Genomic DNA, 22,246 nt, shown 5'->3' on the forward strand with positions numbered 1-22,246 from the left:
TCAGGAGGCAGAAGATGAATTTAGCTAACCGTATCACTTTATTCAGAATATTGCTGATTCCCCTGTTCATTGCCTTGTTTCCCATTTATCCGGAAGCATGGGTCAACCAGTTCTCAATCCTCGCGTATTTGCAGGTACACGGTGTCTTCTATGCAGCAATGGTTTTTATTGTGGCTTCTATAACGGATAAACTGGATGGATATATTGCGAGAAAATATAATCAGACTACCAATTTAGGGAAGCTTCTTGATCCGCTCGCAGACAAATTGCTTGTTGCCGCCGCGTTGATTTTAATGGTTAGTCTGCATATGATTCCATCTTGGATTGCTTTTTTGATATTGGCGAGGGAAGTTATAATGATGGGCGTCCGTATCGCCGCTTCAGCGCAGAAGGTAGCTTTGGCAGCCGACAAATACGGGAAATGGAAAATGGTAATGCAAGTTGTTGCTATCTCTGCTATTCTTTTGAATAATGTCCCGTTCAGTTTGTTCACCTCCTTTCCTGTGGACCTGACCCTGATGTATGGTGCATTAGCCATAACCGTATACTCAGGCTACAATTATATTAATAATAACTATCATCTGCTAAAGCTAGAGCATCATTCATCAGATCGTTAAAGAAGGAGGCGCAACATGTACTCTAATCCGGGCCCGTCCCATGGGCATGATCCGGTCGCACTCATCACCGGCACCTCCAGCGGCTTCGGGCTGTTGACCGCACTGACGCTGGCCCGCAGAGGCTACCGGGTCTTTGCCACGATGCGCGATCTGGAGCGCAAAAATGAGCTTGTTCAGCAAGCTGAACAGGCCGGTATTCGGGAGCGTCTGCATCTGCTGGCACTGGATGTCACAGATGAAGCTTCGGTTGCGTCAGCTGTTCAATCGGCTATTAAACTGGCCGGCAGAATTGATGTCCTGGTGAACAACGCCGGCTTTGCCGTGGGCGGCTTCGTGGAGGAAGTGAGCATGGAGACCTGGCGCCGGCAGATGGAGACCAACTTCTTCGGCCTCATTGCCGTAACGAAGGCGGTGCTCCCCTTCATGCGGGCACAGAGAAGCGGCCTGATTATTAACGTGAGCAGTGTCAGCGGTCTGACCGGCTTCCCCGGGTATGCTCCCTATGCCGCCTCCAAGTTCGCGGTGGAGGGCTTCAGCGAGAGTCTGCGGCAGGAGATGCTGTCTTACGGTGTGCGGGTTGTGCTTGTTGAACCGGGCTCCTTCCGGACGCCGATCTGGGGCAAGGGCATTGCCGGTATCCATAGCCCTGAAGGGTCACCCTACCGGGCCAGGCTGGAAGAGGTGCTGCGCTATTCGCGCCGCTCGGCAGAGACAGCTCCCGATCCGCAGGAGGTGGCTGATCTGATTGCACGTATTACAGCGAAGCGTGCGCCGAGGCTGCGGTATCCTGTAGGCAAGGGCTCGCGGGTGCTGATGATCGGCAAGGCTCTGATTCCCTGGAAGGTGCTGGAGGGCATCATCTCGAAATCACTGCGGGCAATGAAGTGAGCATAGGGCTATGAGGTATTGAGCCGGAATAAGAACCATGAAATGAACAGGAGGTATGTTTTTGCCGGGGACGGTTGATTTACATATATGCTTCGATGAGCAAGGCCGGGAGATTGAGGTTCTGGATGTGACCCGGATCGCTACGGATACCTACCGGATTGAGGAGACGCCGATTTTTAACCCGGGGATAGCGCTGGGTGACATTATCCGGGTTAGAGAACACCAAGGCATTAACTATTACATTGAAACGGTGAAAAAATCCGGGCTTGTCCGCCATGCCTGGCTGCTCAGCAAAGAGGCGGCGGCTTCCGGCGAGATCCGCAGCTTCACGAAGCGGGTGGAAGAGCATGAGGGCAGATGGGAGCAGATCTTCGGCGGTCTATTGGTGATTCATCTGCCGAAGCACTCGGCTGTGGATGCGGAGCAGGAAATGTCGCGGATCATAGAGCATTTTGAAGGCTAATTATATGAACCTGAGGTGAAGGAAATTGAAGAAATTCTTGAAGCAATGGGTGCCTAGTATTGCCATTGGTATTATTCTGTCCTTATTTATCCGGACCTACGTTGCAGAAGCGATGCGGGTGCCTACCGGCTCGATGATTCCGACTATAGCGATTAACGACCGGCTCGTAGTAGACAAAATGCTCTGGAATACCTCGCTCAAGCACGGAGACATCGTGGTGTTCCATCCGCCGGTAGCCGAAGATGCGCAAAAGCGCTATGTGAAACGGCTGATCGGACTGCCGGGCGATGTGATTGAGATCAAGGATGGCACCCTGTACCGTAACCATGAGGCGGTCGATGAGCCATACCTGCAGGAAAAGATGACCTACACCTTCGGGCCGGTCACCGTTCCCGCAGAGCATTATTTTTTCCTGGGTGACAACCGCAATATAAGCTATGACGGCCATCTGTGGAGCACTCCGTTTGTTGCAAAGGACCAGCTGATCGGCAAAGTACTGTTCGATGTGAACCAGTTGTTCTAAATCGGGTAGTCTACCACCACAACGTTCTCCAGGATTCCCTCCAGCAAGGACACGAACTTCTGATGGGCCGGATGCGGCCCGTAGGCACGCAGGGCTTCCTGATTCTCAAAGGTCACGCGGAGCCCCAGCGTATAGCCGTGGACATTCTCCTGCTCCTCGGTCACATTAACGCCTGCCGTTAGTTCAACAATGCCGGGGATTTGCTTTTTCAGCGCCAGCAGTGCTTGTACCAGGTCCTGCTCCCGGCTTGGTTCATATTGCTCATTGAAGCGGAAGACGACGAGATGCTCATACATATTGGATCAGATCCTCCTTCAAAAGGTGTTGGACTGCATTAGCGATTATACTACAAATTGGACGGAGGGAGAAAAACATGATGACCGGAAATTCCATAGCGATCACCAGCTTGAGTGGGGGACAGATTCGCTTATTATTCGCAAAAATCGTATCGCTGCGTCAGAGATCAAGGTCATTTGCATAGATGGTTCAATAGTAGGAATATTGCCTGCCGGCAAGCGGATTGTCCCGGTTCATCTCTGCTTCAGGTTCACAGAAGACCCGGCAGCGGCGATGAAGAGACTGATAATCTGGGCGGAAGAGAACGGAATCAGGCTGAAATACAAGAAATTTGTCAGATGGCTCTGAACAGAATATGGAAAGGCGTCTAAAGGCAGGGATTCTCTGGAACTAGATTGCACGCAGTTTGTGACTTTCACCGGATTGTGGCCGGGCGGGTCTGTTGAATATGATCAAGTGGAGCATATTGGAATATTCCTATAAATTAAAGGGGTGCTGAAACTTGAAGGTACATGTCACAGATCTTAAGCACGGCGATTGTCTTATGGCAGACACTTTCAACGGTGTAGGGCTGCATGTTCTCCCCAAGGGAACACAGGTGCAGCGGGAAGAGATCAGTATCCTGATCCGGCATAAAATCGATTACGTGGATATCGAGCCGCGCAGCAGGCAGCATACAGACGCTGAACCGGAGCCCAGCCACGGGCTGCATGATGATTTTGACGTGGCGATTCTGAATTATGAGGCTATTTTTCTGGAAGCGTTGACGAAGGGCAGCTTCACCCGGTCCGCCGTGGATGACACGCTGAAGCCGCTTCTGGACACCTTGGCCGGGCAAAAGGACGTCGTCTCCCTGCTCCTTCTGCTGGACCGGGATGACATCGATACATATCACCACTCTTTGCAGGTGGGCTTATTATCCTATTATATTGCCGCGTGGATGGGTTACTCCAAGGAGGAGCGTTACCAGATCAGCCGTGCAGGCTACCTGCATGATATCGGCAAAAGCCGGGTGCCCCTGTCCATTCTCAACAAGCAGGGTCTGCTGACGGAAGCTGAGACGGAGGAGCTGGCGCGCCACACCTCCTATGGCTATGATCTGATCCGCGGCTCCGGGCTGGATGAGGTTACTGCACTGGTAGCCCTTCAGCACCATGAATATGAGGATGGCACGGGGTATCCGAAGCAGCTGCACAAGCAGGAGATTCATCCGTATGCCCAGATCGTTTCGGTCGCCAACATCTATATGTCGCTTACCACCTCAACCCAGAACCGTCCCAAGCAGGGGCTGGTCACGGTGCTGCGTAAGGTGCATGAGATGGGCTTCGGCAAGCTGAACGAGCGGGTGGTGCAGGCGCTTACCGGACATCTGCTGCCAAGCTTCGTGGGCAAGAATGTCCAGCTCAGCAACGGAGAAGTGGGCCAGATTATCATGAATAACCCGCTGGATCTGTTCAAGCCGCTCGTCAAAGTGGGCGAGGGCTTCCGGGATTTGTCGCGTGAGCGCAGCTTGTCTATAGAAGAGGTTTTGAATTAAGAGACAGCCGTAAGAAGCAGTATAAGCATTACCGGTATCCAGGTTTACGGAAACGGCCAGATTGTCCTCAGCGGATGGTCTGGTCTTTTTGCGCGAACAGGAAAGGTGTGCTGGAGAGTTTGAATTCACGTGATAGATTGGCTATGATTAATGATAGACAGCAGATGGCAGAAGGAGAAATGCAGATGAATACCGATAACCAATTGGAGAAGTTGAAGCAGATCAAGCATGAGATCACCCGCTTCATGATGATCTACAAGTTCGCCCTTGCAGAGATGGAGACCAAGATTGATATCCTCAAAGAGGAATTCCAGCTCCTCCATGACTATAGCCCGATAGAGCATACCAAGTCCCGCCTCAAGTCCCCCGAGAGCATTATGAATAAAATGCTGCGCAAAAACAGCGAGCTCTCCCTCCCGCAGATCCGCTCCAGCATTAAGGACATTGCCGGGCTCCGCATTACGTGCTCGTTTATTTCCGATATCTATCAGGTTAGCGCCATGCTGCAGAAGCAGGATGATCTCAAGGTGCTGGCCGTTAAGGATTACATTAAGAACCCGAAGCCGAACGGCTATCAGAGCCTGCATCTGCTGGTGGAGGTTCCCGTCTTCATGTCGGACTGCCAGGAGCATGTCTGTGTCGAGGTGCAGATCCGTACGATTGCTATGGATTTCTGGGCCAGTCTGGAGCATAAAATTTTCTATAAATACAGCCAGGCGGTCCCCGAGCATCTGACCCGTGAGCTGAAGAATGCAGCGGACAGGGCGTATGAGCTTGACCTGCAGATGGAGCGGCTGCACCGTGAGATCCAGCAGATCAAAGACTCTCAGGAGGAAGAGGATACACTCTCAGGTCTGAAGGAGATTATTCTGAACAATCAGCAGATGAAACTGCCGGCTAATTTTGTGAAGCTGTTGACGGAATAGCGGCGGCGGATAGGAGAAGGGGATAGGGCTATGCAGCCATTCAGGATCATTAGTCTGGACATGTTCCAGACTCTGGTGAATATTCAGGGCAGAAGGGCTGAAGTCTGGAAGCCGCTTCTGAAGCAGGAGTTCAGTGAAGCACGGTCGCTGGAGCTGGGCAGCCAATTGCTGAAGGGTTACTATACCGCAGCATCGGCTGCCCGGGAGGCCGGTACTTTTATCAGCAGCCGGGAGATTTATTACATAGGGTTTCAGAGTATTTCACAAAAATATGGCCTGGATTATGATAGCACGCAGGCTGTGGATAACCTGTTCGCCCAGCACCGGCTGTCTGAGATGTACGCCGATACCTTGGCCTTCTTGGAGCGGATTTGCGGGGAGTATCAGGTGTGCATTGTCAGTGATACAGATGAGCTTATGCTCCCTGAATTCTACCGGAATTATCCGATTACCCTGTTCACCTCTGAGGCCTATCAGTCCTACAAGAATGACAGCCAGAACCGGATGTTCACTGAGGTGATTGCCCATTATGGAGTGGAGCCGGGGCAGATTCTCCATATCGGAGACTCGGCTGCAGATATTCTGGGTGCGGCCAGAGCAGGCATCCGTTCCTGCTGGCTTAACCGGGACGGGCAGCAATGGCAGCATGAGGTCAAGCCGGATTACACAGCGGAGACGCTGGATGAAGTCTATACATTGTTGTGCGGCAAGCAGTCCGGGACCAATTAATCATTGTAAAGGGGACGTGAGTGAAGATGACCGAAGTGAACCATAATTCCGACGAGCAGGAACTGGAGCTGTTGAAGTATCCGATTGGCCGATTTGCGGCTTCTCAAGAGAAGCCTACGGCAGAGGCGCGGAGAGAATCGATAGCGGTTATTGAGCAGCTGGCAGCCGGGTTAAGGGCAGCGGTAGAGCCGCTGACGGCGGAGCAATTGGAGACATCTTACCGGCCGGGCGGCTGGACCGTGAAGCAGGTGGTGCATCATCTTGCCGATACCGGCATGTATGGCTACCTGCGCTTCAAACGGGGGCTGACCGAGGATGCGCCGCAGGTGCCAAGCTACAGGCAGGATCTGTGGGCGGAGCAGAGCGATTATTCAGAAGAGCCGGCGTCCACCTCACTTGAACTGATCGAGCTGTTGAATCAGCGGTTCGCACGCCTGCTGCACTCCCTGACGCCTGCGGATTATGACCGTACCTTTGTCAGCGGAGGACTGGGGGCGATGACACTGGATACCGCCGTAGAGCGGTACATCTGGCACAGCCGCCATCATACCGCGCAGATTACAGCATTAATCCGGCGCAGCGGCTGGTAATTGAATGGTGAACAGACGGACGGGGGTTCCCGCCGTCTTATTTTGTAGCTTTTTATTAGGCGTGGGCTGCATTTCATCGTCACCTGGGCATGGGCGGATACATATCTTATCGCGAAGGATAAAATATGGCCTCTCGGAGAAGGGAAGGATTAGCGTGACCTCTTATATGGACTATACGTCACCCGATACACAGTTTACGTTTGATCTCAATTGCAATACGTTATTCAAGAAGGATGAATGCAACTACATCAACCTGCTGGGCGTCAAAAATCTGAACACCCTGGAGAATACGTCGCTGCTTGATATTTTTCTCAGCAAGTCCAATGTAGTGGAGCCGCATTACCATCAGAATGCCGCTGAGCTGGTCTATTGCATCTCCGGCGAAGCCGTAGTATCACTGATCAACCCGTTCACGAATGAGCTGCTGCATTTCCCGATCACTCCGGGGCAGGTGGCCAATGTGCCGCAGGGCTGGTGGCATTATGAGATAGCGACGGTGGACTGCACCCACCTGCTGGCTATCTTCGATGCGCCTACACCTGAAGTGATCCTCGGCTCGGATCTGCTGAGCTTGACACCAGCCAATGTGCTGGCCCATACGTACTGTCTGAATGAAGCACTGGTCAAGGAAGCGCTGGCTCCGGTGAAGCCGAAGACCTTCATTGGCCCGCCTGCGGATTGCTGTCCGCCCATGCCGAATGCCGCCGGGACAATGGTCAATGCCAATCTGGTTCCCGCCTCCATGGCCCCAATGATGCCAAATGCCAATCTGGCTCCCATGATGGCCAATGCCAACATGTCACCCTACATGTATTCGCAGCCCTCCCCGCAGTCCTTCGGGTATCAGCCGATGCCTGTACACGGTTATTATGCGCAGCCGTATGCCCAGCCCTACCGCCAGCCTGTTCCCCCTGCATATTCACAAGCCGTCAATGAGGCCGGAACAGAATAGAAGCATCTGGGAGAAAAAAGAGACAGCGGTGTAATCATGCGAAGGCATGCTTAAACGCCGCTGTCCTTTTTACAGGCTTAAGGAATTAGTTGTCTGCACCCTTGCTGCCGGTGGACTGGAAAGATTTCAGATAGTTCCGGATCTCATCCTGAGGCGTCAGCAGCAGACCCGCCAGCATGTCCTGGATCGAGCGCAGAGAGGCAATCTTCTCATCGATTTCGCTGATTTTGCCGCGGACAAGCTCCTTCAGATGCTCTTCATCCATCCTGGAGCCGAGTAGGGCGAGCGCTGCCTGGATTTCCTTCAGTGAATATCCAAGCGACTTGGCGTCCTTGATGAACTTCAGCTTCACCAGATCATCGGCAGAGTAGAGCCGGTAGCCGTTTGCGCTCCGCTCCGGAACAGGCAGGACGCCGCTGTCTTCATAGTACCGGATGGCTGCCGGGCTCAGTCCGGCCTGCCGGGCCAGCTCGCCGCGGGTCATTCCTTCCATTTGGCCGTTCCTCCTTTGCTTGCAAGTGGTCTAAGGCTATTGTCTCTTGTGCGTATAGGCCGGGTCAAATGTCACTTCCGGGTACGCTGCCGCCGGACCTGCCAGCAGCGCTTGCGGCTCATCCTTCAGATACTGGTCGAAAAAGGCCCGTACATACGATCTGCTAATATCTACAGCATGCACCGGATCAAGGCCGTTGGCGAATAATGAAGGCGACAGCAGGGCAATGTCCGTGAAGCTCTGATGAATATAGTGATCGACCGTCAGAAAATAGGTGTCTGCCGTGCTTCGCGCCATAACGGACTTCAGGTCCGGAGTGAATTCTTCGAAGAGCAGCGGGTCCGTCTGCGGGCCGGTCTGGGCCAGCTTCTGTGCGATATCGCCGGACATCATATACATGAACGGCTGCTTCAGCCCGGTCTTGGCAACCTTACCCCAGAAGGCTCCCTCCAGACTGACGCCTGCCTTGAACCTCGGGTCTTGGGCAAGAGCTTCAGCAGTGGTTGCTCCGCCGTAAGAATGTCCGAATATCCCTGCCCGGCTGAGGTCCAGTCTGCCCTGGAACAGGCCATCGGGGTCCTGGGCATTCCAGGCCTCCAGGGTATCCATTACAAAGCTGGCATCCGCCGCACGGATGGCGATTCCCTTCACATTATGGTTGTACAGTTCGGCTGACGTACCGAACTCGGGGTCAGGCTCATAATAGGCCGAATCTCCATCCGTATAGGTGACCTTGGCTGAGGTGTAGGGATGATCGATCCCCACCACGACATAGCCATTGCTGACTAATTCTTCAATGACAGACATGCTCTGAAACCGGGTGGAGCGGATGCCCGGCGAGAACAGCAGCACCGGATAGCTGGCCTCTTCAGCAGATAGCTCTACGTTACCAGTGACATGGGTAGGGATGCCGGTGACATGGCTGAACAGCTGCTTGGGCAGTCCGAATACCAGGCTGATTGCTTCCCCAAGGGCGGAAGGGTAATGCTCCTTCGGCTTCCCTAATGTCTGGGCAGGATCGGCCGGATACCAGACATTGATCATCAGCTTCCGTTTGCCGCCCGGACCCTTAGTTTCGTCGTGGTTCTCATCGGTAAGCTCCCGGGCAACCGTTCCTATAGCATAGTGTCCGGTCGGCTCAGGCAGGGTGAACACGGGCAACAGCCTGCTTGCGTATACGGATATACCGGACAGGAGTAGAACTGCGGCCAGCAGCAGGCTTGTCCATAGCCGCTTGGACTTCCTGGGGCGGCTGCGCCGGTTCTGCCTCAAAAGTCTGAAGCCCAGAAGCATGAGCAGCCCCAGTGCGGCGGCATAGGCCGGAGCCATCTGGATGCGGACATGCTCCAATCCGCCATGCAATCCCAGGGCTGTCAGCAGAATCAAGAGCATCCCTGCATCAAGCCGCCGCTGCGGCTTCATGCCTATTATTCCCGCTGTAACGGCAAGAATCACAGCTATAACTACGATCTCGAAAGTTCTCATAGGTTAATCTCCACCTTATTCATTTGGAATAAGGCAAGTATAGAGGTTGAAGTATACTTCAAGGTCAAGTCTTAACTATCTGCGGCCCAGACCAAAAAAAACGGCAGCCCATTCTGAAATCCAGAACGGGCTGCCGTGAGCAGTACAAGGTTAGTCTATGACAGGCGGACCAGCACGCGGCCCCGGGTGTTCGAACGGAGAATATCCGCCAGCGCGGCAGGCAGCGCATCGAGCGTAATCTCGCGGTCCACCAGCAGGTCAAGCGATTCAGGCTTCATATCGCCAGCCATACGCTGCCAGAGCGGCGTCCGCTTCTCCATAGGGAAGTTCACAGAATCAATGCCCAGCAGGCTGACCCCGCGCAGAATAAACGGCAATACGGTCGCAGGCACGGCGGTGCCTGCGGTTAAGCCGCTTGCCGCTACCGCACCGCCATAGGCGATTCTGCTCAGCACAGCGGCCAGCGGAGCGCCGCCGACAGAATCCACGGCGGCCTGCCAGAGCTGCTTATCCAGCGGCTTCCCGCTGCTGCTGCCCGCCTCCTCGCGGGAGATGACCTCCGCTGCGCCCAGCTTTTGCAGATAACCGGCTTCTTCGGTTCGGCCTGTACTGGCAGTGACCGCATAGCCCAGCTTCGCCAGGATGGCGGTAGCCGCGCCGCCGACACCGCCGGTGGCTCCGGTGACGAGCACTTTGCCTTTACCTGGAGCCAACCCCTGCGCTTCCAGCGCCTGGACAGACATGGCGGCCGTGAAGCCGGCTGTGCCGTAGATCATCGCTTCCCGCAGGGTCAGGCCCTCCGGCAGAGGAACGATCCAGTCTGCAGGAATACGCGCATATTCGCTGAAGCCGCCGAAATGGGAGACGCCGATGCCGTAGCTGGTAGCTATGACAGGCTGTCCTTCCTTGAAGCGGCTGTCGGCTGAGGACACTACTGTTCCTGACAGGTCAATTCCAGGGACAAAAGGGTAAGTCCGCACAATATTACCATTCGGAATGCTTGCCAATCCGTCTTTATAGTTTACACTGGAATAAGCGACCTTGATTAGCACCTCTCCGGCAGGCAGTTCCTCCAGGGACAGCGGCTTGACCTCTACAGAGAACGGTTCGGTGTTGTTTACTACGAGAGCTTGAAATTGGTTAGTCATGGATAATCTCCTTATCTGTACTTGACTTGTACATCAGTTATTCGGTTATACCCTATTTATTCTGACCGGTCAACTTCAGGACGGCAATGATATCCTACACATTACATAGCGCTGGAAAGGAGAAAAGCAAGCATATGAGAAACAATTGGCGTAAAATCGTCCTGGCACTTGTGGTCTGTCTGCTACTGGGCGGCGGAGTGCTCTACGGGAATATGGGATCAGAGGCTGAGCCCGCCGCGCAGCGGCTGCGGCTAAGCGGGGAAGAGCCTGTGCGCTATCTGCAGGGGCCGGATACAGTAACTGTGGATCAGCTGGAGCTGACCCTTGGCCAGCAGAACCTCCCCGATAAGCATATCAGCATCCCTAACCACACGGAGGTATTGTGGAGGAAGCCGGTAACGGCTCCAGCCGGAGAAGGGGAGCTGATCAAGTTCATACAGGAGGGCAGCGCCGCTCTTCCTGCGCCTGCGGTGACTTATTATTGGCTGTGTGTTCAGCGTCCGGACAAGCATGAGCAGGACCTCACCGTCACCTATTACATTGAGGCCAAGGTGCTTGGAGAGGATGACGGAACTGCTGAAGCCAAGCTGCTGAAGCTGGCAGAGCATTGGGAAATTCTGGACTAAAGCAGGTATAATTATGTACATCGTGTGAACTGTAGTATAGTGATAGAGAAAGATCCGTCACTCGAAGGAGGTTCATGCTATGTCCATTGCAACAACGATGATTATCCGGCTCGAAATCCGTAAGTCCGAGGCTTCTTTTGGAGATGTGGCGTCCAGGCTGGCCGCTGCCGGCGGTGATATTGTCGCGATCGACGTTATACGCGGCGGCCAGGATGTGACCACCCGTGACCTGACCGTGAATGTGCAGGATGCGGCGAATGAAGAGATCATTAACGTGCTCAAGAATATGCCGGGGATCAGGGTGATTAACGTCTCTGACCGTACCTTCCTGGCCCATCTCGGCGGCAAAATCGAGGTAACTCCGAAGATGCCGATCAAGAACCGCGAGGATCTGTCCCGGGTCTATACTCCTGGTGTGGCCCGCGTCTGCACTGCGATTGCTGAAGATCCGGGCAAGGCCTACTCCCTGACGATGAAAAGAAATACCGTAGCGGTGGTCTCCGACGGCACCGCTGTGCTTGGACTGGGCGATATCGGGCCGGAGGCGGCGATGCCGGTGATGGAAGGCAAGGCGATGCTGTTCAAGCAGCTTGCGGGCATTGATGCTTTTCCGCTATGTCTGGACACCAAGGACCCGGAAGAAATCATCCGGATTGTGAAAGCGGTTGCGCCCGGCTTCGGCGGCATCAACCTGGAGGATATCAGCTCCCCGCGCTGCTTCGAGATTGAGCGGCGGCTGGAGGAGGAGCTGGATATTCCGGTCTTCCACGATGACCAGCATGGGACCTCGGTTGTTGCGCTGGCTGGCTTGCTGAATGCGCTCCAGGTGGTGGGCAAGACGCTGGAGGACTCCAGAATCGTGGTTGTCGGCATCGGGGCGGCTGGCGTGTCGGTCTGCCGTCTGCTGCTGGCGGCGGGTGCGAAGCAGCTCTATGCGGTGGACCGGGAAGGGATACTGAACCGGAACGAGAGCTACGACAATTCCGAATGGAGCTGGCTGGCCGAAGCCACGAATCCCGAGAATCTGAGCGGCGGGCTGGATGAGGCGGTGCGCGGAGCAGATGTGTTCATCGGAGTGTCCAGAGGCGGAATTCTGCAGGTGAGTCACCTGGAAAGTATGGCCCCGGACCGCATCGTTTTTGCCATGGCCAATCCTACCCCGGAGATCGATCCGGAGCTGGCCGAGCCTTATGTGCGGGTGCTGGCGACCGGAAGAAGCGATTACCCGAACCAGATCAATAATGTGCTGTGCTTCCCGGGAATCTTCCGCGGCGCGCTGGACTGCCGGGCGAAGACGGTGAATCAGGAGATGAAGCTGGCAGCGGCACAGGCTATTGCCGCCGTGGTTCACCCGGATGAACGGAATGAGCAGTACATTATTCCGAGTATTTTCAATGAGAAGGTAGTGGAGCAGGTGCGTCTTGCTGTGATCCAGGCCGCGATTGCCACCGGCATCGCCCGGCGCATTCCGCCGGATGTGGGCTGAGGGACAGGCAACTATCTGGAAGGTGAACAAGCTGCGGCCTGGAGGCTGCGGCTTGGTTTGCTTGGGCGGAATCAGGCTGTTTGGTTCACAACCCAAGGTTAGCATGGTAAAATATACAAACGAAACCAAAGATCTAACAACACAGGAGGGGCTATGTACCGCAGAATTCATATCATGGGAGCTTCCGGGGTGGGAACGACTACCTTGGGCCAGGCGCTGGCCGCGAGGCTTCCGCATGTTCAATTGGACAGTGACGACTACTACTGGGAACAGAAATACAGCATCAAGAGCGATGTTGCCGCACGTCTGAGCAGAATACAGGCGGACTTGAAGCGGAATGAGCCGTGGATTCTGTCCGGTGCACTCTGCGGCTGGGGTGATCCGCTGCGGGACACTTTTGACCTGGTGATATTCTTGTGGATTCCGGAGGAGCTTCGCCTGCAGCGGCTGCGGGCGCGGGAGTATGAACGTTACGGGGATGAGGGTCTGCCGGGCGGCGCTAAATATGAGGATGTTGAGAGCTTCATTGATTGGGCGGCGCAGTACGATACGGGCGGAATGGAGGTCCGCAGCCGGATGCTGCATGAGGAGTGGATGGCTGGTCTAAGCTGTGATCTGCTGCGGCTGGAAGAGGATCTTACGGTGGAGGAACGGGTAGAGGCCGTACTGCAATACATGTCACGTTAACGCCTGACTCAATCGATGGGAAAAGGGGGCTGACCATGAGAAAGATGCTGCATGCGCTGTTGCTACCCGTAATTCTGCTTCTGCTGCTTACGTCCTGCAATACGGAAACGACTCATTACAATTATACCTTCAAGGGTGAGGGGGAGATCTGGTCGGGGGTATATAAGCAGGAGGCCAGCCGGAAGCTGATTACGAAGAAAGAGAAAGTGAAAAGCGAAACCTCCAACAGATACACGTTTGACCTCCACTACAAAGGTAAACAGTCGGATCTGGGAGAAATCAAGCAGTTCAAATATGGCTTCAAAGGTATGGGCAGAAGCAGCAGCCGGATGGAGGAAGGTCCTGTGCGCATAAATATGCTGCATATGGAGGGATATGGAAATGCTGCTTTTGAATATGAGGATTCCGTCATTAAAGTCACTGTCGAATGGGACGGGCAGAAAGAGGAGTTTGAGCTGAAGAATGAGAAGTAGGAGGCACCGGCCATGATAACCATCGAACCAATCGGATTTGAATCGCTGGAAGCATTGAACACACTCTACCATGAATTAATGGGCGCGCCGACGGACCCGGTGAAGCTGGAAAGCGCTTTTCGGAAGATCCGGGAGGATGACCGTTATGTGCTGCTGGGTGCTTTTGTAGACGGGGAATTGCTGGGCTCGTTGATGGGGATTGTCTGCCAGGACCTGGTCGGCGATTGCCGCCCGTTCATGGTCATTGAGAATGTGGTCGTGTCATCACGCGCCCGGCGGCAGGGTCTCGGCAAGAAGCTGATGACCGCCATTGAAGCGGTTGCGCATGAGCGGGACTGCTATTACATCATTTTCGTGTCCGGGGAGAAGCGGAAGGAAGCACATATTTTCTATGAGGCAATGGGGTACAGGGAGGAGAAGGTCGAGGGGTACCGGAAGCATCTTAGCTCGCATTAGCATTAGAGCCCGTTACCTTGGCTAAGACTCCTATTGCATTTTGTACAACCAAAAGCCAAGAAACCATCGTGTTTACACCTTCTGTTGTACTTCATACATTAGAATGTTGGGATTCGGCCTGAAATGAGCAGGTTTGAGAAAATCTGTTGCAGCAAATACATTAGAATGTGTTCTGAGGGGCGTATGCTCCTATTCTGTTGTACATAATACACTCAGGAAAGAGACCGGGATAGCTTCCCCGCTTATATGTTTTGGGGTCCCCGCAAAGTATCTGAGTGATCATCTACGCTAAAGCCCCCACTTTGTGGGGTTATTTTGTTTGACCAGCCTTATGATAGCGCTTTATAATCCGTTCATATGTGGGCCGGTCAGAGGTCACAACTACTACGGGAGGCAGAGGGAGAATGTTGAAGCCAATATGCAAGGTGCTGATTGTGGACGATGAAGTCCTGGTGCGGCAAGGGATTAAATATGTGCTGGACTGGGAGCAGGAAGGATTCCAGATTGTGGGCGAAGCGGCTAACGGGCGGGAAGCGCTGGATTCGCTGCCGACCCTGCAGCCGCATATCATCCTTACGGATATTGTCATGCCGGTGATGGATGGCGAGGAGTTCACCCGGCTGGTGAAGCGCGATTATCCGGCTACCCAGGTAATTGTGTTAAGCAGCTTCAGCGAGTTCCATTATGTGCGCTCGACGTTCCAGCATGGGGTGGCGGATTATATTCTGAAGCCGAAGCTGGAAGCCGGAGCCTTATTGCAGGTGTTAAAAATGACCCGGGAACGCATCCCGGAACTGAGTGAAGCCGGAGGACAAACGGAGGCAGCCGCGCAGCCGCTGGATAGCCTGCTCGGCCGGATGCTGTCCGGTTACCGGCTGCCGCCGGAGGGCGAAGCGGAGGTGAAGCGGCAGCTTCCGTATGAAGGCTTCGCGCTGCTGGGCTGGGAGCTGGCACAGCAAGCCGCCGCCATCACTACCATTAGCGGAGAACTACGCAAGCGTGTTCCGGGACTGGTGCCCTGCGTTCTTCCAGGCACAGAGCCACCGGGGACTACTTACATGCTGCTTAATCTGCCGGAGGCCCATTGGCCGCAGCTGCTGGAGGCTGTAAACCACTTGGCCGATACACTGGCCGGGCAAGAAACAGAAATTAGGCTGACATTAAGCCGGAGATTCAGTTCGCTCAGCGAACTGGCGGCCGTCCAGCAGGAGAGCAATGCGAGACTACAGCAGTGCCGGTTCTTCAGGCCGGATCAGATCCTGCTCGTCCAAGGAGAACAGTCAGTTCAGGAGACTCCACTGCCCAAGTTCAATCTTACGCAGTTCACAGACCAGTTGAAGCGGCAGCAACTGGCGGAAGCATTCGGTGACCTGCATCAGCATGTGGCTGCGCTCAGCCGCCGGGATGACGGGGATGTGTATCAGTTCAAGTCCTTCCTGGGCAATATCATCTTCAATATTACGAATCAATTCAGCCATCTGCCGGAGCTGGAGGATGGCAAATACGGCCTGTTCCGGGCCGTCGATGAAGCGGTTACGGCAGAGCAGGCCATGCAGATACTGGATGATTACCTGGCCCGGATTATGGAGCTGACTTCATCGGCAGCGGCTGCACCGGGCGGCAATACCAATATGACGAGGCTGCTTCAGTACATAGAAGAGCATTATACTGAGCCGCTGACCCTAACGGAGCTGGCCCGTCATTTTCATTTCAATCCTTCGTATCTGTCGAGCCTGTTCACGACCTATAATCACGAAGGCTTCAAGGAGCATCTGAACACGGTCCGCACAGGCAAGGCGGCAGAGCTGCTGCGGGCCGGGGAGGCGCCTATAGCGGAGATTAGCAGTATGGTCGGGTACGGGGACCACAGCTATTTTTGCAAAGTGTTCAAGAAGTATTACGGCTTATCCCCCAGCGGCTACCGGCGTCAGTATTACGGGCAGGAGTAGAGTATATGCGCAGATACTGGGAGCGGTTCAAATTCCACAGCCTGTTTATCAAAATCTTCATCGTCATGCTGTTCAGCATCATCGCCGTAGCCATCGCCTCCTCCTGGACGACTGTCCGTATGTCGGAAAAGCTGTTCATGAATACGTTCAGCATTACGAATTCCAAGGTGATCAGCCAGATTAAGGCGAGCTTTGAAGCTTTTCATTACTCGGTCGTAACGGCCACCAACAATACCCAGCTAAGCGGCACCATCCGCTCCTTCCTGAGTGAGGAGGACTCGGACTCCCTGCGGATGCTGCGGACCTATTACAACATGACCACGCAGATGAAGAAGATCCAATCTACGCTCGATGCCTACCAGGTTGGGATCAAAATCCTGGGCAAAAACGGCCGCAGCTACTCCACCAACACGAACAATCTGCTGATGAGTGACCGCGAGCTTGAGCAGCATGAGCTGACACGGAATACGCTGGCTGAGCCGAAACGGCTGATGTACCAGTTCTATGAGGAGACGGTGCAGGATTCGCCGCAGAAGCAGGCGATGATCGTGGGCAGCAAGGCGCTGATGGACCGGACGAGCGGCGATATATACGGGACGCTGTATTTTACCATTCATGAACAGGATTTCCGCTCCTTCTACGGGAGCTTTGTCAGTAACGGGAACGATGTGGCAATTCTCAATAAGCAGGGAGTTATTGTATCCAGTAACCGAAGTGAGCTGATGGGCCGGCAGGCAGTGGATCTGTTGCAGGTGGCGAGGGAGATTGAGGAGCAGCAGCTTGCTTACCAGAACATTGATTTCCAGGGGACCGATTCGATTCTGATTGCGGATTACCTGCCGTCTTATGATTTCTATATTGTGAACCTGATCGATAAGCAGACGGCCCTCGGCCAGATGGTTAACGGTAAAATGGTCGTGCTGTTCTGCTCAGCCATCGTGGCCGTGGCCCTGATCGTAGTGTTCCTAATCTTCAGAAGGCTGACCCGGTCGCTCACGCTGCTTACCCGGCAGATGTCCAAAATCACCGAGCGTAACTTCCACAATTACATTACGGTTACGGGCAGCTTTGAAGTTCAGGAGCTGGGCCATGCCTATAACTATATGCTGGATGAGCTAAATGAATATGTCGAGAAGCTGGTGGAGACGCAGAAGGAGCAGCGGAATGCCGAGCTTGCGGCCTTGCAGCATCAGATTAACCCGCATTTTCTGTACAATACGCTGGCCTCGGTGAAATTCCTGGTGCAGCAGGGCAGTCAGGAGAAGGCGGTGCAGACGATTCATGCGCTGATCTCGATGCTGCAGAACGCACTGAGCAATGTCAGTGAGAGCATTACCGTGGCGCAGGAGCTGGAGAATCTGAAGTCTTATGTGTTCATCAACCATGTGCGGTACGGCGAACGGATCAGGGTGAATTTCTTCGTCTCCCCGGATTGTATGGAATACCACCTGCCGAAGCTGATTATTCAGCCGTTTATTGAGAATGCCTTCTTCCATGCGTTCACGCGCAAAAGCGGCGGATATATCCATATCCTCATCTCCCGGGATGCCGGATCTCTGCTCTGTGAGGTGGTTGACAACGGGGACGGGATGGACACCGGAGCAGCAGATCTGCCCATGTCCGGCCTGGCGGCGAAGCGCCAGCTGTTCACCGGAATCGGTATCCGCAATGTGCATGACCGGCTGGTGCTGATGTACGGCGAAGAGTATGGAGTCACTATTAAGAGTACCCCAGACGAGGGGACCGCGATCCGAATCCGCCTGCCCCTGATGAAGGAGTGAGATTATTACCATTTTCCAAAAAAAGAACAAACGGCAGACAGGGTAGCGCTTACAATCAGGCGAAATAATGACCAATCCCCATAAAGTAAGTTCTAACGGGTCCCCGGGGGCGGGTGATAAGATTATTTATGTAAATAAGCGCTTACATTCAAGCGGGAGACAGTAAAGCGCATCAAAGGGGAGGCTTACCAATGAAAAAAGGCTTTGCGTTAGTCCTGATTTGCCTGCTTCTGCTTACGGCCTGCAGCTCGAACTCCGGCTCCAAGAACACCGGCAGCGGAGCGGATGCTGGAAAGACAGAGAATACAGCAGCTTCAGAGCCTGCACAGGCGAAGGAAATTACGATTTGGGCTTGGGACCCTGCTTTTAACATTGCTGCATTAGAAGTAGCCAAGGCCGAATATGCCAAGACGAACCCGGATGTGAACATTAACATTGTGGAATACGCCCAGGCGGATATTATCCAGAAGCTGAACACGGGGTTGAATTCCGGGACCACCAAGGGTCTGCCGAACATCGTGCTGATTGAGGATTACCGTTCCCAGAGCTTCCTCCAGTCCTACAAGGATTCCTTCTACGATCTGAGCAGCTCGATCAAGGGCGCTGACTTCGCAGATTACAAAAGCGGGCCGACCAGTCTGGACGGGAAGCAGTACGGGGTTCCTTTTGACTCTGGCGTCACCGGACTCTATGTCAGAACGGACTATCTGGAGCAGGCAGGCTACAAGCTGGCTGATCTGCAGGATATTGACTGGAAGCAATATATTGAAATTGGCAAAGCCGTGAAAGAGAAAACGGGCAAGGCGCTGATTACGCTGGACCCGAACGACCTCGGGCTGATCCGGGTGATGATTCAATCCGCAGGCGAGTGGTATCTGAAGGAAGACGGCAAGACGCCGAATCTGGCGGGTAATGCGCCGCTTAAGGAAGCTTTTGAAATCTATAAGGAGCTGACTGAATCTAACGTAGCCAAGGTGCATGCGGACTGGAGCCAATTCGTGGCCGCTCTGAACAGCGGCGATGTAGCCTCCGTGCCGACAGGCAACTGGATCACCCCTTCGATTACGGCGGAAGCGTCCCAATCCGGCAAGTGGGGCATTGCACCGCTTCCTAAGCTGACTGCGAACGAATCTGTTCATGCGTCGAACTTAGGCGGCAGCTCCTGGTATGTCATGAATGTGGACGGCAAGGAGACGGCAGCGGACTTCATGGCGAAGACCTTCGGCTCGAATGTGGAAATGTACCAGAAGCTGCTCACGGACATCGGTGTTATTGGTACCTTCAAAGCGGCTGCGGGCGGAGAGGCTTACAGCCAGGGTAATGAATTCTTCAGCGGCCAAAAGGTGGTAGCGGATTTCGCGGCCTGGACGGAGCAGATCCCCAGCGTCAATTACGGAATCAACACGTATGCGATTGAAGACATCCTGATTGTAGAGATGCAGAATTATCTGAACGGCAAGGATATTGACAGCGTGCTGAACGATGCTCAGGCTCAAGCCGAGTCACAGATTAAATAGTCAGGTTCTGAACACAGTGGGCCTTGGGCGTGTCCGGCAGCTTCCGGGAGTTCGGGAGGCGGGCGCGTCCGGGGTTTATTTTATAATAATCAGGAAGGGACTGGGCGGCTGTGCAGCATACCCATTCAAAACTTAAGCTCCGCACCAAAAGCGTGTTAACCGGATGGTCCTTCGTCCTGCTTGCGGTCATTCTGATCTTCGTCTTCTATTTCTATCCGATGCTTCAGGCACTTATTCTGTCGTTCCAGACGGGAACGGGCGGCAATCTTACCTTCACCGGCTTCGACAACTATTCACGGCTTCTGTCCGACCAGACGTTCCTTGTCTCCGTTAAGAACACCTTCATCTATCTGCTGGTTCAAGTGCCGCTGATGATCATCCTCGCGCTGTTTATCTCGGTGCTGCTGAATGACAGCAAGCTGAGATTCAAGGGATTTTACCGGACGGCGATCTTCTTGCCTTGTGTCACTTCGCTGGTTGCGTATTCCGTGGTCTTCAAATATCTGTTCGCCGGCAATGGGCTGGTCAATACGCTGCTGCTGAAGCTCCATCTGGTCAGTGCCCCGATTGAATGGATCACCGATCCGTTCTGGGCTAAAATCACCATTATCATTGCAATTACCTGGCGCTGGACGGGTTATAATATGATCTTTTACCTGTCAGCCCTGCAAAATATCGATCACTCCATCTACGAGGCCGCCAGAATTGACGGAGCATCGGCTTCCCGCCAGTTCTTCGGAATTACGGTCCCGCTGCTGAAGCCGATCATCCTGTTCACCTCAATCACCTCAACCATCGGCACGCTGCAATTGTTCGACGAGGTTATGAATATTACGAAGGGCGGCCCGGGCAACGCGACCCAGACGATCTCCCAGTATATCTACAATTTGTCGTTCAAGTATTCAGCGGACTTCGGGTATGCAGCCACCGTATCGTATTCCATCGTGATTATGATTGCACTGCTCTCGGTGATCCAGTTCAAAGTGGCAGGTGATAAGAATGGCTAAAAGTAAACGTTTCTTCATGTACCTGTTCCTGAGCATCGCAGCCATCGTCTCCATCTTTCCGTTCCTGTGGATGGTGGTCAGCTCGACGAACCAGTCGGTGGATGTCACCCGCGGGCGGCTGCTGCCGGGGAACTACCTGCTGGAGAATCTGCGCAAGCTGCTGGACACCACGGACCTGCAGTTATCTCTGATGAATTCAGCGAAAATCTCGGTAACCACCACATTGCTGGCGCTGCTGATAGCCTCGCTGGCCGGTTACGGCTTCGAGGTGTTCCGCAGCCGTTCGAAGGATATCGTATTCAACATTCTGCTGCTGTCGATGATGATTCCGTTCGCTGCGCTGATGATCCCGCTCTACCGGATGTTTGGGCAGATCTCGAGTGTATTCCCGTGGATGGGCATCGATACGATGACCTCCGTCATTCTGCCTACCGTGACTACCGCGTTCCTGATTTTCTTTTTCCGGCAGAGCACGAAGATGTTTCCGAAGGAGCTGCTGGAGGCCGGCCGGATGGATGGGCTTAGCGAGCTAGGCATCTTCCTGCGTATCTATCTGCCGACGATGAAGACGACTTATGCTGCCGGAGCCATCATCACGTTCATGTCGAGCTGGAACAACTATCTCTGGCCGCTGATCGTACTGCAAACGCCGCAGACCAAAACGATGCCGCTGCTCATCTCCACTCTCGGCTCAGGCTACGCCCCGGACTACGGGATGATTATGATCGCAATTGTAATCGGCACGATTCCGACCGCGCTGGTGTTCTTCGTAATGCAGAAGCAGTTTGTGGCGGGGATGATTGGGTCGGTGAAGTAATGTGAACAGGATGCTCGTTGTTATTTGGGAATAGTCGTGGCTCCAGGGATTGTTTGGACTTTCGGACGCTATCGCTCCTACAGTTCCAAACATCCCCTCCGCCACTCCTCCCAAATGGAGGGAAGCTCAAGTTCACTTGCTGTGGGGGGAGGGCAGGGGGAAAGACAAGAGCAAAAGCAAGAGCAAGAGCAAAAGCAAGAGCTCCTATGCTTAGTTGCACTCTGTACATCTATATCGTCTGATATAACGCCGATTATTGGTTTAGGTGTATTTGGTACAATTAAACTGCCGCTATATCAAGGGTTCTCATCCATTCGGGCAAATTTAGTTGTACAGACTGCATCTAGAGGTAGAAAGCCTTCCTTTTCACGGTTTTTAAGTGTACAGAATGCAACTATCACTAATCGCTGAATGTTCGCTTCGAACGCAGCATCACACATTAGCTGATGACTACCGTATTGACATATCGCAAATCATCAATATAATAAAATTTATGAATCCAATTGATGTATTTAAGGCTTTGTCGAACGAATCCAGGTTACAGATCTTACAATGGCTCAAAGAGCCATATGTTCATTTTAAACCCCATGAAGGAGTGGATATGGAAGAGATCGGGGTTTGTGTAAGTCAAATAACCGACAAGCTCAACATGACTCAGTCCACGGCCTCCCAATATCTTGCGATGTTGCAGCGGGCAGGGCTGATCACTACAAAACGTATAGGCAAATTTACGTATTATCAGAGAGACGAGGAAGCCATACGCCAGTTAGCCCAGTATACGATGAGTGAGATGTAAGAG

General features: G+C 53.7%; 24 protein-coding genes. 20 read left to right on the forward strand and 4 right to left on the reverse strand.

The window, feature by feature from the left end; all coding sequences use genetic code 11:
* Positions 1–14: 14 nt before the first annotated feature.
* From pgsA to lepB, 4 genes are all read left to right on the forward strand, one after another.
* Positions 15–617 carry a CDP-diacylglycerol--glycerol-3-phosphate 3-phosphatidyltransferase gene (gene pgsA / locus MHI24_RS28610; protein WP_340022955.1) on the forward strand — a complete coding sequence of 201 codons (603 nt, stop codon included), beginning with the start codon at positions 15–17 and terminating at the stop codon, positions 615–617.
* Positions 618–632: 15 nt separating this feature from the next.
* A complete protein-coding gene (locus tag MHI24_RS28615; RefSeq protein WP_340022956.1) occupies positions 633–1,505 on the forward strand; it encodes an SDR family oxidoreductase in 873 nt (290 codons plus the stop codon).
* A gap of 61 nt (positions 1,506–1,566) precedes the next feature.
* A complete protein-coding gene (locus MHI24_RS28620) occupies positions 1,567–1,968 on the forward strand; it encodes a DUF4265 domain-containing protein (RefSeq protein WP_340022957.1) in 402 nt (133 codons plus the stop codon).
* 25 nt (positions 1,969–1,993) lie between these two features.
* Complete coding sequence (lepB, locus tag MHI24_RS28625) at positions 1,994–2,491, forward strand: signal peptidase I (RefSeq protein ID WP_340022958.1); 498 nt, start codon at positions 1,994–1,996, stop codon at positions 2,489–2,491.
* On the opposite strand, the gene MHI24_RS28630 is transcribed toward lepB, so the two are convergent.
* Positions 2,488–2,787 (reverse strand): Dabb family protein, encoded by a 300-nt coding sequence (locus tag MHI24_RS28630; RefSeq protein ID WP_340022959.1) that lies wholly within the window; start codon positions 2,785–2,787, stop codon positions 2,488–2,490. The genes lepB and MHI24_RS28630 overlap by 4 nt on opposite strands.
* A 503-nt stretch (positions 2,788–3,290) precedes the next feature.
* Between MHI24_RS28630 and MHI24_RS28635 the strand changes: the two genes are divergently transcribed.
* From MHI24_RS28635 to MHI24_RS28655, 5 genes are all read left to right on the forward strand, one after another.
* Positions 3,291–4,325, forward strand: coding sequence for an HD domain-containing phosphohydrolase (locus MHI24_RS28635; protein ID WP_340022960.1), 1,035 nt, complete (start codon positions 3,291–3,293; stop codon positions 4,323–4,325).
* Positions 4,326–4,510: 185 nt separating this feature from the next.
* Positions 4,511–5,251 (forward strand): GTP pyrophosphokinase family protein, encoded by a 741-nt coding sequence (locus MHI24_RS28640; RefSeq protein ID WP_340022961.1) that lies wholly within the window; start codon positions 4,511–4,513, stop codon positions 5,249–5,251.
* A gap of 30 nt (positions 5,252–5,281) precedes the next feature.
* Positions 5,282–5,980 (forward strand): HAD family hydrolase, encoded by a 699-nt coding sequence (locus MHI24_RS28645; RefSeq protein WP_340022962.1) that lies wholly within the window; start codon positions 5,282–5,284, stop codon positions 5,978–5,980.
* Between the two features lie 26 nt (positions 5,981–6,006).
* Entirely contained in the window at positions 6,007–6,570 is a 564-nt protein-coding gene (locus MHI24_RS28650) for a YfiT family bacillithiol transferase (RefSeq protein WP_340026825.1), read from the forward strand.
* A 166-nt stretch (positions 6,571–6,736) separates the two neighbouring features.
* Positions 6,737–7,522 carry a cupin domain-containing protein gene (locus tag MHI24_RS28655; protein ID WP_340026826.1) on the forward strand — a complete coding sequence of 262 codons (786 nt, stop codon included), beginning with the start codon at positions 6,737–6,739 and terminating at the stop codon, positions 7,520–7,522.
* A gap of 85 nt (positions 7,523–7,607) precedes the next feature.
* On the opposite strand, the gene MHI24_RS28660 is transcribed toward MHI24_RS28655, so the two are convergent.
* The 3 genes from MHI24_RS28660 to MHI24_RS28670 form a co-directional block, all read right to left on the reverse strand.
* Positions 7,608–8,015, reverse strand: coding sequence for a MerR family transcriptional regulator (locus tag MHI24_RS28660; RefSeq protein ID WP_340022963.1), 408 nt, complete (start codon positions 8,013–8,015; stop codon positions 7,608–7,610).
* A gap of 36 nt (positions 8,016–8,051) precedes the next feature.
* A complete protein-coding gene (locus MHI24_RS28665) occupies positions 8,052–9,500 on the reverse strand; it encodes a prolyl oligopeptidase family serine peptidase (protein WP_340022964.1) in 1,449 nt (482 codons plus the stop codon).
* A 155-nt stretch (positions 9,501–9,655) separates the two neighbouring features.
* Complete coding sequence (locus MHI24_RS28670) at positions 9,656–10,648, reverse strand: acryloyl-CoA reductase (protein WP_340022965.1); 993 nt, start codon at positions 10,646–10,648, stop codon at positions 9,656–9,658.
* 134 nt (positions 10,649–10,782) lie between these two features.
* On the opposite strand from MHI24_RS28670, the gene MHI24_RS28675 reads away from it, so the two are divergent.
* From MHI24_RS28675 to MHI24_RS28725, 11 genes are all read left to right on the forward strand, one after another.
* On the forward strand, positions 10,783–11,274 hold the full coding sequence (locus MHI24_RS28675; protein WP_340022966.1) for a hypothetical protein: 492 nt from the start codon (positions 10,783–10,785) through the stop codon (positions 11,272–11,274).
* 79 nt (positions 11,275–11,353) lie between these two features.
* Positions 11,354–12,760, forward strand: a complete 1,407-nt coding sequence (locus tag MHI24_RS28680; RefSeq protein WP_340022967.1) for an NAD-dependent malic enzyme — start codon at positions 11,354–11,356, stop codon at positions 12,758–12,760.
* A 153-nt stretch (positions 12,761–12,913) separates the two neighbouring features.
* On the forward strand, positions 12,914–13,447 hold the full coding sequence (locus MHI24_RS28685) for an AAA family ATPase (protein ID WP_340022968.1): 534 nt from the start codon (positions 12,914–12,916) through the stop codon (positions 13,445–13,447).
* A gap of 35 nt (positions 13,448–13,482) precedes the next feature.
* Positions 13,483–13,920, forward strand: coding sequence for a hypothetical protein (locus tag MHI24_RS28690; protein WP_340022969.1), 438 nt, complete (start codon positions 13,483–13,485; stop codon positions 13,918–13,920).
* A gap of 12 nt (positions 13,921–13,932) precedes the next feature.
* The gene (locus tag MHI24_RS28695) at positions 13,933–14,376 is read left to right on the forward strand and encodes a GNAT family N-acetyltransferase (RefSeq protein WP_340022970.1); all 444 of its coding nucleotides are present in this window, start codon (positions 13,933–13,935) and stop codon (positions 14,374–14,376) included.
* Between the two features lie 404 nt (positions 14,377–14,780).
* On the forward strand, positions 14,781–16,325 hold the full coding sequence (locus MHI24_RS28700; RefSeq protein WP_340022971.1) for a response regulator transcription factor: 1,545 nt from the start codon (positions 14,781–14,783) through the stop codon (positions 16,323–16,325).
* 5 nt (positions 16,326–16,330) lie between these two features.
* A complete protein-coding gene (locus MHI24_RS28705) occupies positions 16,331–18,106 on the forward strand; it encodes a sensor histidine kinase (protein ID WP_340022972.1) in 1,776 nt (591 codons plus the stop codon).
* A gap of 191 nt (positions 18,107–18,297) precedes the next feature.
* Complete coding sequence (locus tag MHI24_RS28710) at positions 18,298–19,623, forward strand: extracellular solute-binding protein (RefSeq protein ID WP_340022973.1); 1,326 nt, start codon at positions 18,298–18,300, stop codon at positions 19,621–19,623.
* Between the two features lie 110 nt (positions 19,624–19,733).
* Positions 19,734–20,630 (forward strand): sugar ABC transporter permease, encoded by an 897-nt coding sequence (locus MHI24_RS28715; RefSeq protein ID WP_340022974.1) that lies wholly within the window; start codon positions 19,734–19,736, stop codon positions 20,628–20,630.
* Positions 20,623–21,447 (forward strand): carbohydrate ABC transporter permease, encoded by an 825-nt coding sequence (locus MHI24_RS28720; RefSeq protein WP_340022975.1) that lies wholly within the window; start codon positions 20,623–20,625, stop codon positions 21,445–21,447. Before MHI24_RS28715 ends, MHI24_RS28720 begins: the two co-directional genes overlap by 8 nt.
* Positions 21,448–21,940: 493 nt before the next feature.
* Positions 21,941–22,243 carry a metalloregulator ArsR/SmtB family transcription factor gene (locus tag MHI24_RS28725; RefSeq protein ID WP_340026827.1) on the forward strand — a complete coding sequence of 101 codons (303 nt, stop codon included), beginning with the start codon at positions 21,941–21,943 and terminating at the stop codon, positions 22,241–22,243.
* The last annotated feature ends 3 nt before the right edge of the window (positions 22,244–22,246 follow it).

This window comes from Paenibacillus sp. FSL K6-1096 (assembly GCF_037977055.1).
GTDB lineage: Bacteria > Bacillota > Bacilli > Paenibacillales > Paenibacillaceae > Paenibacillus_AQ.

Coding starts and splice junctions, on each gene's coding strand:
- pgsA (WP_340022955.1), top strand. CDS start 15: ATGAATTTAGCTAACCGTATCACTTTATTCAGAATATTGCTGATTCCC.
- MHI24_RS28615 (WP_340022956.1), top strand. CDS start 633: ATGTACTCTAATCCGGGCCCGTCCCATGGGCATGATCCGGTCGCACTC.
- MHI24_RS28630 (WP_340022959.1), bottom strand. CDS start 2,787: ATGTATGAGCATCTCGTCGTCTTCCGCTTCAATGAGCAATATGAACCA.
- MHI24_RS28640 (WP_340022961.1), top strand. CDS start 4,511: ATGAATACCGATAACCAATTGGAGAAGTTGAAGCAGATCAAGCATGAG.
- MHI24_RS28645 (WP_340022962.1), top strand. CDS start 5,282: ATGCAGCCATTCAGGATCATTAGTCTGGACATGTTCCAGACTCTGGTG.
- MHI24_RS28650 (WP_340026825.1), top strand. CDS start 6,007: ATGACCGAAGTGAACCATAATTCCGACGAGCAGGAACTGGAGCTGTTG.
- MHI24_RS28655 (WP_340026826.1), top strand. CDS start 6,737: ATGGACTATACGTCACCCGATACACAGTTTACGTTTGATCTCAATTGC.
- MHI24_RS28660 (WP_340022963.1), bottom strand. CDS start 8,015: ATGGAAGGAATGACCCGCGGCGAGCTGGCCCGGCAGGCCGGACTGAGC.
- MHI24_RS28665 (WP_340022964.1), bottom strand. CDS start 9,500: ATGAGAACTTTCGAGATCGTAGTTATAGCTGTGATTCTTGCCGTTACA.
- MHI24_RS28670 (WP_340022965.1), bottom strand. CDS start 10,648: ATGACTAACCAATTTCAAGCTCTCGTAGTAAACAACACCGAACCGTTC.
- MHI24_RS28675 (WP_340022966.1), top strand. CDS start 10,783: ATGAGAAACAATTGGCGTAAAATCGTCCTGGCACTTGTGGTCTGTCTG.
- MHI24_RS28680 (WP_340022967.1), top strand. CDS start 11,354: ATGTCCATTGCAACAACGATGATTATCCGGCTCGAAATCCGTAAGTCC.
- MHI24_RS28685 (WP_340022968.1), top strand. CDS start 12,914: ATGTACCGCAGAATTCATATCATGGGAGCTTCCGGGGTGGGAACGACT.
- MHI24_RS28690 (WP_340022969.1), top strand. CDS start 13,483: ATGAGAAAGATGCTGCATGCGCTGTTGCTACCCGTAATTCTGCTTCTG.
- MHI24_RS28695 (WP_340022970.1), top strand. CDS start 13,933: ATGATAACCATCGAACCAATCGGATTTGAATCGCTGGAAGCATTGAAC.
- MHI24_RS28700 (WP_340022971.1), top strand. CDS start 14,781: ATGTTGAAGCCAATATGCAAGGTGCTGATTGTGGACGATGAAGTCCTG.
- MHI24_RS28705 (WP_340022972.1), top strand. CDS start 16,331: ATGCGCAGATACTGGGAGCGGTTCAAATTCCACAGCCTGTTTATCAAA.
- MHI24_RS28710 (WP_340022973.1), top strand. CDS start 18,298: ATGAAAAAAGGCTTTGCGTTAGTCCTGATTTGCCTGCTTCTGCTTACG.
- MHI24_RS28720 (WP_340022975.1), top strand. CDS start 20,623: ATGGCTAAAAGTAAACGTTTCTTCATGTACCTGTTCCTGAGCATCGCA.
- MHI24_RS28725 (WP_340026827.1), top strand. CDS start 21,941: ATGAATCCAATTGATGTATTTAAGGCTTTGTCGAACGAATCCAGGTTA.